The sequence below is a fragment of the Pseudomonas auratipiscis genome (assembly GCF_036324085.1).
Lineage (GTDB): Bacteria > Pseudomonadota > Gammaproteobacteria > Pseudomonadales > Pseudomonadaceae > Aquipseudomonas > Aquipseudomonas auratipiscis.
This window is the reverse complement of sequence record NZ_JAZDCU010000009.1, coordinates 232,540-243,436: the sequence shown is the minus strand read 5'-3', so window position 1 is coordinate 243,436 and position 10,897 is coordinate 232,540. Positions and strand designations below refer to the sequence as shown.

Genomic DNA, 10,897 nt, shown 5'->3' with positions numbered 1-10,897 from the left:
GCACAATTGGACTCGAACCAACGACCCCCACCATGTCAAGGTGGTGCTCTAACCAACTGAGCTATGTGCCTGCTGTGGGGCGCATAATACGCAGGTGCGCACCTGTCGTAAAGCGAAATTTCATAAAAAAATCAGCAGCTTTAGTGTGCCTGGCTCGCGTGGGCACCGCAGCAAATCCAGGCCAACAAAAAAGGGCCCACCTCTCGGTGAGCCCTTCTAGACCGCCCAGCAGGGGGCGGATTTGATTTGGTAGGCACAATTGGACTCGAACCAACGACCCCCACCATGTCAAGGTGGTGCTCTAACCAACTGAGCTATGTGCCTGCTGTGAGGCGGCATTCTACGGAATCGGCTGACAGTGTCAACTCTTTTTTTTACGCTAAGCCACTGAATCTTAAAAATATTTGGCTAAAGCCGGGGTAAAGGATTTTTAACACACGACTAGCGGGTGTTTATTATTATTGATAGCATCGGTACAGTCGTAAAAAATATAAAACAGAGGTTTCGCAGCATGGCCAATACCCCCTACCCTCAGTCCTACTACGCCGCATCGGCCAATCCGGTACCGCCGCGCCCGGCGCTGCAGGAAGAGGTACAGACCGATGTCTGCGTGATCGGCGCCGGCTACACCGGTCTGTCCAGCGCCTTGTTCCTGCTGGAAGCCGGCTTTAGTGTCACCGTGCTGGAAGCCGCCAAAGTCGGTTTCGGCGCTTCGGGCCGCAACGGTGGCCAGATCGTTAACAGCTACAGCCGCGACATTGACGTCATCGAGCGCACTGTCGGTCCTAAGCAGGCTCAACTGCTCGGTCAAATGGCCTTTGAAGGCGGACGCATCATTCGCGAGCGCGTAGCCAAGTACAACATCCAGTGCGACCTTAAGGACGGCGGCGTATTCGCAGCCCTGACGTCCAAGCAAATGGGCCACCTGGAATCGCAAAAACGCCTGTGGGAACGCTACGGTCATACTCAACTGGAGCTGATGGACCAGAAGCGCATCCGTGAAGTGGTCGATTGCGATCAGTACCTGGGTGGCATGCTCGATATGAGCGGCGGTCACATTCACCCACTGAACCTGGCCCTGGGCGAAGCTGCGGCGGTCGAGTCGCTAGGCGGCAAGATCTACGAGCAATCCCCGGCTGTGCGAATCGAGCGTGGTGCCAACCCGGTGGTGCACACCCCGCAAGGTAAAGTGCGCGCCAAGTTCATCATTGTTGCCGGCAACGCCTACCTGGGCAATCTGGTACCGGAACTGGCGTCCAAGTCGATGCCGTGCGGCACCCAGGTAATCACTACCGAACCGCTGGGCGATGATTTGGCGCGTCAATTGTTGCCGCAAGACTACTGCGTCGAAGACTGCAACTACCTGCTCGACTACTACCGCCTGACCGGTGACAAGCGTCTGATCTTTGGTGGTGGCGTGGTCTACGGTGCACGTGATCCGGCGAACATCGAAGCGATCATCCGGCCGAAGATGCTCAAAGCCTTCCCGCAACTCAAGGACGTGAAAATCGATTACGCCTGGACCGGTAACTTCCTGCTGACCCTGTCGCGCCTGCCTCAGGTAGGTCGTCTGGGTGACAACATCTATTACTCCCAGGGTTGCAGCGGCCACGGCGTTACCTATACCCACTTGGCGGGCAAGGTGCTGGCTGAAGCACTGCGCGGACAAGCCGAACGCTTCGATGCGTTCGCCGAACTGCCGCACTATCCCTTCCCTGGCGGCCAACTGTTGCGCGTACCGTTCAGCGCCCTGGGCGCTTGGTACTACACCCTTCGCGACCGCTTGGGCTTCTAAGCCCTGGCTGCTTCCAGGCTGTCACTGCCCCAAGGCACTGACGGCCTGGCGAGCTGCTTGTTCCTGGCCCGCCTGGGCCAGGTCATTGGCCGCCTTCAGCCAACGCTGACGGTCAACCTGAGCGGGCAACTGGCCCGGCTGCTGTACCAGTACCGCCCAACTCCCCTGCTTGTTCCAAGCCGATGTGAAATCATCAAAATCCATCAGCATGCGTCGATTCATCCCGGCACGCAGCAACACGCGTTCCTTGTAGCGATCGTAGCCGACCAGCAAGGCATAGCGCGGCTCGCCCCAGAATGCCGAACCCTCTTCGAACCGCAGCAACACCGGATTGCCCGCAGACACCTGGGTCAGCAGTGCGTTGAGTTTCGGTTCGAGAGGATAGACCACCATCCCATACTGACGGGCAACGTTCTGCATCGAGTCCTGTAGTTTGTCCACCCCTTGCGGCAGGCCCAATGGCTGCTCAAGCAACCCCGGGGTAATGCGTACGCCTTGTTGCGAAAGTATGGCTGCCAGGGCCATGGGTGCGCTTTGGTTGGCGTTGCCACGATAGAAAGGTACAGAGCCTATTTCTACCCGCTGGGCCAGACCCTGGATCGGAGCTGCAGGTTGACTGGCACAAGCGACTAACGCGAGCGTCAGTGCACACGCAGCCAGCAGGCGGCCTGAGGCTATCGCAAATAAGGTGTTAGACAGTGGCAGCATGAACACTCACTTGTGCTGATGCCCGGCAGACAGCGCCCGGCCTGGGTTGCGATCATAGGCCGGTAGAAGGCGCGGGTATAGTGTGAAGAGGACTTAGAACAAAGCGGCCCAAGGCTCTAGACCATCGGTCAATAGCCGGCAACACGGCTTCGGCTAGACTCTAGTGGAGTCCGCGTGGCGAGCAAAATGGGCTGGCCATGGACCTGAGGAGGCACACATGAGCCTGACAATGGCAATATTCATGCTGGTTGGCGCCTGGTTGAGCGTTGCCGCCGCCATGCTCTGGGGGGTGCTGCGGATCGCCCGCCGCCATCATACCCACCATACTTTGCCCAAAACCACCAACGACGCTGTACCCGTCCGGCGTAGCCGCCGGCATGCCAATGCGCATTGATTTGCAATGCTGAGATATGACGGTGGCGGTCCCAAAAAATGATCCGTACCGCCCGTAACAGCACAAGCAGTTGCCCCCGCAAGAGCAACTGCCCGGCTGCTTACATCATTCTTGCGAAGCTTCGCGTTTGATACGCGCCCTGCGCGACATGATGTTCAACATTTCAATCACAGTAGAGAACGCCATCGCTGCATACACATAACCTTTCGGTACATGGGCACCAAAGCCTTCGGCGATCAGGGTCATACCGATCATGATCAGGAAGCCCAGCGCCAGCATTACTACGGTCGGGTTATCGTTGATGAACTTGGCCAGCGGGTCAGCAGCGACCAACATCACAATTACCGCGCTCACTACGGCAATGATCATGATAGGCAGATGCTCTGTCATGCCCACGGCAGTGATGATGCTGTCAATCGAGAAGACGATGTCCAGAATCAGGATCTGACCGATCGCAGCGGCAAAGCCTAGCGTGACAGTCGACGAGGCCTTGGCTTCAGCCTGGGCACGTGGGTCGACGCTCTCGTGAATTTCCTTGGTCGCTTTCCACAGCAGGAACAAGCCACCCGCAATCAGAATCATGTCCTTCCAGGAGAAGGTATGACCAAACACCTCGACAACCGGCTCAGTCAACTGCACGATCCAGGCCACGGTGCTCAATAGGCCCAGGCGCATGACCAGCGCCATGCTGATACCGATGCGGCGCGCTTTGGAGCGAAATTCCACAGGCAACTTGTTGGTCAGGATGGAGATGAAGATCAAGTTATCAATGCCGAGCACGATCTCCATGGCCACCAGGGTGGCAAGGGCTACCCAGGCGGTCGGGCTTGCAGCGAGTTCCAACAAGTATTCCATTAATCATTCCTGCATCGAGATAAGGGTGGGTCAGATTTCTTTGGAGCTGTCGTCGCGCTCGGACTTGGCGGTTTTTTCACCCTCGGAGCCGGTGGCTTCGCTCAACGCCTGCTGGGCGGCGTCGTTAGTCTTGTCGATAGCTTCCTTGGCCGACTCGGCTGCCTGGTTGAGCATCTGCTGCGCGGATTTTTCCGCCTGCTCGCAACCGCTCATGGCAAACAGGGCCAACAGCAACACCAAGGGTGTTCCAATGGATTTTAGGTGCAACATATGAAGATCTCCGTGTCGATGATCGATGCCCACTCAGTGGCAACGTGATGGCTGGGGATTCTAAATATCTAGATACATCAGGAAAATTCGTATTTTCAGCAGTTATACTTCGGTTTTTACGAATCGAGATGCCACATGCTCAACTACCGACAGTTGCATTACTTCTGGGTGGTAGCCCGCACGGGCAGCATCGTGCGGGCCAGCGAGCAACTGAACCTGACCCCGCAAACCATCAGTGGACAGATCAGCCTGCTCGAACAAACTTATGGCATTGAACTGTTTCGCCGGGTCGGGCGGCAGTTGGAACTGAGTGAAAGCGGGCGTCAGGCGCTGACCTACGCCGAACAGATGTTTCAAATTGGCGGTGAGCTGGAAGCAATGCTGCGTGCTCGCCCAGATGAGCAGCAAATTCTTTTTCGCGTGGGGGTGGCCGATGTGGTGCCCAAATCCATTGTCTACCGATTGCTGGCACCGACCATGGAAATGGAAGATGCCCTGCGCCTGAGTTGTCGCGAAGACAAGCTGGAACGCCTGCTCGCAGACCTGGCGATTCAACGCCTGGACCTGGTGATATCCGACAGCCCCATGCCCAGCCACCTGGACATCAAGGGCTACAGCCAGCGCCTGGGGGAATGTGGCATCAGCTTTTTCGCCACCCCTGCCCTGGCCGCCAGCCTGAGCGAAACGTTCCCCGCCTGCCTGCAACATGCCCCTTTACTGATCCCCGGGCATGAAACCGTCGTTCGTAGCCGCTTGCTGCGCTGGTTCGCCGAGCAGCAGATTCAACCGCGAATCGTTGGCGAATTCGACGACAGCGCGCTCATGCAGGCCTTCGGTCAATCCGGTAGCGGTATCTTCATTGGCCCTAGTGTCATCGCCGATGAAGTCTGCCGCCATTACGGCGTGGAACTGATCGGCCAGACCGACGCCGTCATCGAGTCGTTCTATGCCATTTCGGTGGAGCGCAAGGTCAAGCATCCGGGCATCATCGCAATCACCGAAGGGGCCCGGCGCCAGTTGTTCAACTGGTAGCGACGCTACCGCGTACTCGCATCAACCCCAGCGCCAGCAGTACCGACAACCCGATCAGCAGTGCCGCGACGTAACCGAGGCTGGCCAGGCCGAGGCTTTCGATCACTCGCCCCCCAACAATCGCGCCAAGGCCAATCCCCAGGTTGGCCCCGGCAATGTTCAATGAAGCGGCGAAAGCCGGCGCCTGGGGCGCGGCCTTGATCAGACGCACGTGACTGACCAGAAACAGTGCCGCCTGGGTTGTACCCCAAATCGCCAGCGCGCCGATCAGGCCGTAAGTAGAGTGAATACTCGGTACCAGGGCGACCAGACCAACCAGCATCAACGCGCAAAAGCCGCCCGAGGCCAGCAACGGATGTCGATCCACCGCTCGCCCGCCCAAGCTGTTGCCGATCAGGCCGACAGCGCCAAAGCCCATCAAATACCAGCCTACCCGAGTCCCATCAAATCCAGCCAGGCGCTCCAGAATGTCGGCCAGATAGGTATAAACAGTGAACATGCCGCTGAACACCAGCACCGAGAGCAGCACATGCCCCTGGAGCAAGCGGCTGCGCAAAATACCGAATTGCCCGCGTAGGGAGGTGGCCTGGTTATGGCGAGGGGTGTGCGGCAGATAAAGTTGCAGCAGCAACGCCTTGGCCAGGGCCAACACTGCCAGCAACGCGAAAGCGGCGCGCCAGCCCAGGGCGTCACCTACCAAGGTGCCGACAGGAATGCCGAACACCGTGGCACACACCACGCCGAAACTGATCTTGGATATCGCCCGCCCGGCGTACGCCGGCCCGACAATATCAACGGCCGTTTCACTGGCCAACGACCAGAATACCGGCAACCCCAGCGCCGGCAGCAGCCGTGCCAGCCCCATCACGTAGATATTCGGCGCAATGGCTGCCAGCAGATTGCAGGCGGCGAACAGCAACAGAATGCCGACGAACAGACGCTTGCGGTCCAAGCGTGCACACCAGGCGGTAAGAAAAGGGCCGAAGCAGGCCACGGTAAAGGCAAACAACGTCACCAACAGTCCAGCCTGGGGCACACTCACCGCCAGGTCGCGAGCGATGCCCGGCAGTAACCCGACGATCACGAACTCAGTAGTCAGTACAGTGAAGCCGGCAGCAGCCAGCAGCAGAATCGGCAGTAACATCTACACTCCAGCGTTCTAAACATTCACGGCGCTTAGCCGTTTCCAAGGGGCGCGCATACTACACGCCCGTCCCACGCACTGACACAGGCAATCACCAATTGTGACCCGCTGTGCTAAAGTCGCGCCCCTTTCATGGTCCTGGTCGCCTGTACTGCGGTACGTCCTGGCACCGCAACGGGCCGGCTGCCCCTTTACAAGACTGAGAAACACCCGACATGACCCCTGTTCTAAAGCTGTTGAACCGTACCAGTCTGGTACTACAGATCATGATCGGCCTTGTGGCCGGTATTGCCCTGGCGTTGACTGCCCCCCAGATCGCTCTGGACCTGGGCTTTATTGGCAAGGTGTTTGTCTCGGCGCTGAAGGCTGTGGCGCCAATCCTGGTGTTTATCCTGGTAATGGCCTCTATCGCCAACCATAAACACGGCACCGAAACGCACATCCGCCCGATTCTGGTCCTGTATCTGTTCGGTACCTTTGCCGCCGCCGTCGTCGCGGTGGTCGCCAGCATGCTCTTCCCATCGAACCTGGCGTTGAGCACCTCGGATGTCGCCTTGAGCGCGCCCGGCGGTATTGCCGAGGTCCTTCAGAGCTTGCTGCTGAGCGTCGTCGACAACCCGGTGAGCGCCCTGATGAACGCCAACTTCATCGGCATCCTGGCCTGGGCCATCGGTCTGGGTGTGGCTATTCGTCACGCCGGGCCCACGACTCGCACGGTGGTCGAAGACCTGTCCAACGGTGTCACTCTGATCGTTCGCGTGGTGATTCGTTTCGCCCCGCTGGGTATTTTCGGCCTGGTCGCCTCGACCCTCGCCCAATCGGGCCTGGACGCCCTGCTTGGTTACCTGCATTTGTTGGCTGTGCTGATCGGCTGCATGTTGTTCGTGGCACTGGTGATCAACCCGCTCATCGTGTTCTGGAAAATTCGCCGCAATCCCTTCCCGCTGGTGCTTCTGTGCCTGCGTGAAAGCGGGATCACCGCATTTTTCACCCGCAGTTCGGCGGCCAACATTCCCGTCAACCTGGCCCTGAGCGAGCGTCTTGGCCTGCATGAAGACACCTATTCGGTCTCGATCCCACTGGGTGCGACCATCAACATGGCGGGCGCGGCAATCACCATTACCGTGCTGACACTGGCAGCAGTACACACCCTGGGTATTGCCGTCGACATCCCGACCGCCATCCTGCTCAGTGTTGTAGCTGCCGTCTGCGCCTGTGGCGCTTCGGGTGTCGCCGGTGGTTCGCTGCTGCTGATCCCGCTGGCCTGCAGTCTGTTCGGCATCCCCAGCGAAATCGCCATGCAGGTCGTGGCTGTCGGCTTCATCATCGGTGTCCTGCAGGACTCGGCGGAAACCGCGCTGAACTCCTCTACCGACGTGCTGTTCACCGCTGCCGCCTGCATGGGCGAAGAGCGCCGCAACGCCTGAGCATGACCCGCAGCCGGTGTGCCCTGCACCGGCTGCTTGTGTTTTACCCTGCCGCGCACCTAGGCTAGAGGCCTTACTTCGCATAGAGACAGGGTCATGTCCGACGATCAGCAATCCCCTTCCGAAGCCCGCTTCAACAGCACCGAGATCCGCGTACTTGGCTCACTGATCGAAAAACAAGCCACCAGCCCGGAAACCTACCCGCTGACCTTGAACGCCCTGGTGCTGGCCTGTAATCAGAAAACCAGCCGTGAACCGGTGATGAACCTGAGCCAAGGCCAAGTCGGCCAGGCCCTGCGCGCCCTTGAAGGCCAAGGCCTGACGCGCTTGCAGATGGGCAGCCGCGCAGACCGCTGGGAGCACCGCGTGGACAAGGCCCTGGAACTGGTGCCAGCGCAAGTCACCTTATTGGGACTGATGTTCCTGCGCGGTCCGCAGACGGTGAACGAACTGCTGACCCGCAGCAGCCGCATGCATGAATTCGAGGACAGCGAACAAGTGCTGCATCAGCTTGAGCGCCTGATTGCCCGAGGCTTTGCCTTGCACCTGCCGCGCCAGGCAGGCCAGCGCGAAGACCGTTACACCCATGCCCTGGGTGATCCTGCCGAGATCGAGGTCATTCTTGCTGCACGCCAACAAGGGCCGGAACGCAGCGCAGGTGGCGCAGTATCACTCGAGCGCATCGAGGCACTTGAAGCACGAATTGCCGCGCTGGAAGAGCGGCTGGCGCAATTGGAATAAATCGACGAATTATCCGCCGGGGTCAAGGCCTACGCTCTGGCGTAGGCCACTGCCTGCGCTACCTGCTCAGCCGTCGGCCGCACACCGGTGTACAGTACGAACTGCTCCAGTGCTTGCAGGGCAATCACTTCCAGCCCGGTAATTACCGCTTTGCCCTGCGTCTGGGCCTCGATGATCAGCGGCGTACGCGCCGGCATCGCCACGACATCGAACACCATCTGCGCCGCCGAGATCGCCTCAAGGCCAAACGCCAGTTGCTCGGCCTCGATGCCGCCCGCCATGCCGATCGGCGTCACATTGATCAGCATCGGAGGGCACAAATCTCCCAGCTCCGCCAGCCAACGGTAGCCGCAGCTGTCGGCCAACTGGCGACCCGCCTGCTCATTGCGCGCAACGATGGTGCCTTGGGCAAATCCTGCATCGCGCAAGGCGCTGGCCACTGCCTTGGCCATACCGCCGCTGCCACGCAACGCAAAGGCGGTACCCGGATCCACGCGATGCTGCTCGAGCAATTGGCGCACGGCCAGGTAATCAGTGTTATAGGCCTTGAGCCTACCGGCGTCGTTGACGATGGTGTTGATCGACTCGATAGCCGCGGCCGACGGGTCGATCTCATCGACCAGGGCCATACAGGCTTCTTTAAAAGGCATCGACACACCACAACCGCGAATGCCCAAGGCGCGTATGCCGCCAACTGCCGCTGGCAGATCTTGCGTGGTCATGGCCTTGTAGTAGTAATCAAGACCCAGTTGCTGGTACAGGTGATTGTGAAAACGTACACCAAAGGTACCGGGACGACCGGCCAGCGAAATGCACAACACAGTGTCTTTGCTGGGAACATGGGCCATAGGGCTCTCCTCTGCGATCGAGAAGGCATTATGCACACATGTATCGACTGACGTTGCATGACGAGGGTCGATGACAGTGATGAGCACTATCGAGCGGGTTGATTTCAACCGGCGCACCGCAGCCCTTAAGGTAGGCCCATGAATCGCAGGAGAGTCCCCATGGCCCCTATCAACATTATGTCCGTAATCGGTAGCGCCGTTCCCGCCTCGCTAAGGAACCTGGGCCTGCTGGCTTGCTGGTATCTGGTTCGCGATGGTGAACAAGTGTCCGGACCGCTGACTTCACTGACTGCCGCCCAGAACCTGGCCAGCCACATGCAGAACACCCGCCTTCACGCCTGAGGCAACTCGATCGGTTTTATCGTGCGTTGCTCCGCACTCCCCTTGCCCCGCCCTTTGGCGGGGCTTTTTATGGCCGGGCGAAAGTCATTACAAAAAATATGGAAAAGTGCTTTACCTTCCAATCGTGTCAAGGTTGAGACTGCGCCGTATCCACTGATACCGGTCCTGCGGTCCCGGGGTTGCAACCCCTGGCGAAGGCGTCGGAGAAGCCGATTTTTCCAACGGAGTAATCATGATGACAACAGTTAAGAACTTGCTTTTGGCTGCGGTGCAAATTGGTTTGCTGGCCTGGACGGGCGCCACCTTCGCCACCGACAAAATCTATATGGCCAATGAAGGGGCCGACACGGTCAACGTGCTGGACGCTGCATCGTTGAAAACGCTGGGACGCGTGCAAGTTGGCAAAATGCCCCACAACGTACAGGTTTCGCCCGACGGCAAATTTGTCTGGGTGACCAATATGGGTGAGGCCGCCACTGCTGCACATATGGATATGGCCAAGGGCATGCATGCTGAAAAAGGCAAACCCGGTGCTGTATGGGTTATCGATAGCCGTACTGATGCGGTGGTCGCCAAGGTGCCGGTAGGTGTACACCCGGCCCATGTCGTGATCTCCCCCGATGGCCGCTTCGCTTACATCACCAATAGCGGTGACAACACTATTAGTGTGATCGACACATCGACACGCAGCCTGGTAGCGACGATTCCGGTCGGCAAGTTCCCCCATGGTCTTCGGTTCAGCCCAGACGGCAAGGAAGTCTACGTCGCCGACCTCAAAGGTGGCGCCGTGTCGGTAATCGACACAGCCAGCCAGAAAGAGGTCTCGCAGGTGGCCGTCGGCAAACAGCCGGCGCAGGTCGGGTTCACCCCGGACGGACGTCTTGCCTTCGTCTCGCTGTCGGGGGAAAACGCAGTCGCTGTGATCGACCCTGCCACACGCAAGGTGATTCGCAAAATTGATGTCGGCACTGTCCCTATCCAACTGTATGCAACACCAGACTCGCGCACCCTGGTGGTGGCCAACCAAGGCGCACGTGACAAGCCCGGGCACACGGCCAGCGTGATTGACCTGGAGACTTTCAAGGTGGCCAAGGCAGTTGAGACCGGCGCTGGCGCCCACGGTGTCGTCGTTGACCGAGAAGGACGTTATGCCTACGTGACCAACTCTTTCGCCAACTCGGTTTCGATGATCGATGTGAAAGAGCGCAAGGTGATCAAGACCGTCCCTGTAGACAAAGGTCCGAACGGCATCAGCATGACGCCTTGACGTTTAGTTGCGTCCACCTCCGATACCGATTACTGCGGCTGATAAAAGCTTGAGTCACTATAACGCCCGATGCG

12 protein-coding genes and 1 tRNA gene are annotated in these 10,897 nt (G+C 58.9%); 7 read left to right on the top strand and 6 right to left on the bottom strand.

Features of this window, described 5'->3' with window-relative positions:
• Positions 1-247: 247 nt before the first annotated feature.
• Positions 248-324, bottom strand: a tRNA-Val gene (locus tag V0R60_RS15060).
• A gap of 187 nt (positions 325-511) precedes the next feature.
• Between V0R60_RS15060 and V0R60_RS15055 the strand changes: the two genes are divergently transcribed.
• On the top strand, positions 512-1,795 hold the full coding sequence (locus tag V0R60_RS15055; RefSeq protein ID WP_136475509.1) for an NAD(P)/FAD-dependent oxidoreductase: 1,284 nt from the start codon (positions 512-514) through the stop codon (positions 1,793-1,795).
• A 21-nt stretch (positions 1,796-1,816) separates the two neighbouring features.
• Here V0R60_RS15055 and V0R60_RS15050 read toward each other — a convergent pair whose 3' ends face one another.
• Positions 1,817-2,503 carry a peptidase C39 family protein gene (locus V0R60_RS15050; RefSeq protein WP_136475508.1) on the bottom strand — a complete coding sequence of 229 codons (687 nt, stop codon included), beginning with the start codon at positions 2,501-2,503 and terminating at the stop codon, positions 1,817-1,819.
• Positions 2,504-2,720: 217 nt separating this feature from the next.
• Between V0R60_RS15050 and V0R60_RS15045 the strand changes: the two genes are divergently transcribed.
• Positions 2,721-2,897 (top strand): hypothetical protein, encoded by a 177-nt coding sequence (locus V0R60_RS15045; protein ID WP_168198449.1) that lies wholly within the window; start codon positions 2,721-2,723, stop codon positions 2,895-2,897.
• 105 nt (positions 2,898-3,002) lie between these two features.
• On the opposite strand, the gene V0R60_RS15040 is transcribed toward V0R60_RS15045, so the two are convergent.
• Both V0R60_RS15040 and V0R60_RS15035 read right to left on the bottom strand, forming a co-directional pair.
• The gene (locus tag V0R60_RS15040; RefSeq protein WP_136475507.1) at positions 3,003-3,752 is read right to left on the bottom strand and encodes a TerC family protein; all 750 of its coding nucleotides are present in this window, start codon (positions 3,750-3,752) and stop codon (positions 3,003-3,005) included.
• 30 nt (positions 3,753-3,782) lie between these two features.
• Positions 3,783-4,022: a hypothetical protein gene (locus V0R60_RS15035; protein WP_136475506.1), complete on the bottom strand. Its 240-nt coding sequence runs from the start codon at positions 4,020-4,022 to the stop codon at positions 3,783-3,785.
• A 135-nt stretch (positions 4,023-4,157) separates the two neighbouring features.
• On the opposite strand from V0R60_RS15035, the gene nhaR reads away from it, so the two are divergent.
• On the top strand, positions 4,158-5,054 hold the full coding sequence (gene nhaR, locus V0R60_RS15030) for a transcriptional activator NhaR (RefSeq protein WP_136475505.1): 897 nt from the start codon (positions 4,158-4,160) through the stop codon (positions 5,052-5,054).
• Here the strand turns inward: nhaR and V0R60_RS15025 are convergent.
• On the bottom strand, positions 5,044-6,198 hold the full coding sequence (locus V0R60_RS15025) for an MFS transporter (protein ID WP_330079489.1): 1,155 nt from the start codon (positions 6,196-6,198) through the stop codon (positions 5,044-5,046). The two genes, nhaR and V0R60_RS15025, sit on opposite strands and share 11 nt — an antisense overlap.
• Positions 6,199-6,413: 215 nt before the next feature.
• On the opposite strand from V0R60_RS15025, the gene sstT reads away from it, so the two are divergent.
• The gene (gene sstT, locus V0R60_RS15020; protein ID WP_136475503.1) at positions 6,414-7,625 is read left to right on the top strand and encodes a serine/threonine transporter SstT; all 1,212 of its coding nucleotides are present in this window, start codon (positions 6,414-6,416) and stop codon (positions 7,623-7,625) included.
• Between the two features lie 96 nt (positions 7,626-7,721).
• Positions 7,722-8,366, top strand: coding sequence for a YceH family protein (locus V0R60_RS15015; protein ID WP_136475502.1), 645 nt, complete (start codon positions 7,722-7,724; stop codon positions 8,364-8,366).
• A gap of 29 nt (positions 8,367-8,395) precedes the next feature.
• Here the strand turns inward: V0R60_RS15015 and V0R60_RS15010 are convergent, their stop codons facing one another.
• The gene (locus tag V0R60_RS15010; RefSeq protein ID WP_136475501.1) at positions 8,396-9,214 is read right to left on the bottom strand and encodes a shikimate 5-dehydrogenase; all 819 of its coding nucleotides are present in this window, start codon (positions 9,212-9,214) and stop codon (positions 8,396-8,398) included.
• Positions 9,215-9,373: 159 nt separating this feature from the next.
• Here V0R60_RS15010 and V0R60_RS15005 point away from each other — a divergent pair, with 159 nt between their 5' ends.
• Complete coding sequence (locus V0R60_RS15005; protein ID WP_136475500.1) at positions 9,374-9,556, top strand: hypothetical protein; 183 nt, start codon at positions 9,374-9,376, stop codon at positions 9,554-9,556.
• Between the two features lie 232 nt (positions 9,557-9,788).
• Complete coding sequence (locus V0R60_RS15000; RefSeq protein ID WP_330079488.1) at positions 9,789-10,823, top strand: YVTN family beta-propeller repeat protein; 1,035 nt, start codon at positions 9,789-9,791, stop codon at positions 10,821-10,823.
• Positions 10,824-10,897: the final 74 nt, after the last annotated feature.

Excerpts from the sequence above, each read along its gene's own strand:
- V0R60_RS15055 (WP_136475509.1), top strand. The coding sequence starts at position 512 with ATGGCCAATACCCCCTACCCTCAGTCCTACTACGCCGCATCGGCCAAT.
- V0R60_RS15050 (WP_136475508.1), bottom strand. The coding sequence starts at position 2,503 with ATGCTGCCACTGTCTAACACCTTATTTGCGATAGCCTCAGGCCGCCTG.
- V0R60_RS15045 (WP_168198449.1), top strand. The coding sequence starts at position 2,721 with ATGAGCCTGACAATGGCAATATTCATGCTGGTTGGCGCCTGGTTGAGC.
- V0R60_RS15040 (WP_136475507.1), bottom strand. The coding sequence starts at position 3,752 with ATGGAATACTTGTTGGAACTCGCTGCAAGCCCGACCGCCTGGGTAGCC.
- V0R60_RS15035 (WP_136475506.1), bottom strand. The coding sequence starts at position 4,022 with ATGTTGCACCTAAAATCCATTGGAACACCCTTGGTGTTGCTGTTGGCC.
- nhaR (WP_136475505.1), top strand. The coding sequence starts at position 4,158 with ATGCTCAACTACCGACAGTTGCATTACTTCTGGGTGGTAGCCCGCACG.
- V0R60_RS15025 (WP_330079489.1), bottom strand. The coding sequence starts at position 6,198 with ATGTTACTGCCGATTCTGCTGCTGGCTGCTGCCGGCTTCACTGTACTG.
- sstT (WP_136475503.1), top strand. The coding sequence starts at position 6,414 with ATGACCCCTGTTCTAAAGCTGTTGAACCGTACCAGTCTGGTACTACAG.
- V0R60_RS15015 (WP_136475502.1), top strand. The coding sequence starts at position 7,722 with ATGTCCGACGATCAGCAATCCCCTTCCGAAGCCCGCTTCAACAGCACC.
- V0R60_RS15010 (WP_136475501.1), bottom strand. The coding sequence starts at position 9,214 with ATGGCCCATGTTCCCAGCAAAGACACTGTGTTGTGCATTTCGCTGGCC.
- V0R60_RS15005 (WP_136475500.1), top strand. The coding sequence starts at position 9,374 with ATGGCCCCTATCAACATTATGTCCGTAATCGGTAGCGCCGTTCCCGCC.
- V0R60_RS15000 (WP_330079488.1), top strand. The coding sequence starts at position 9,789 with ATGATGACAACAGTTAAGAACTTGCTTTTGGCTGCGGTGCAAATTGGT.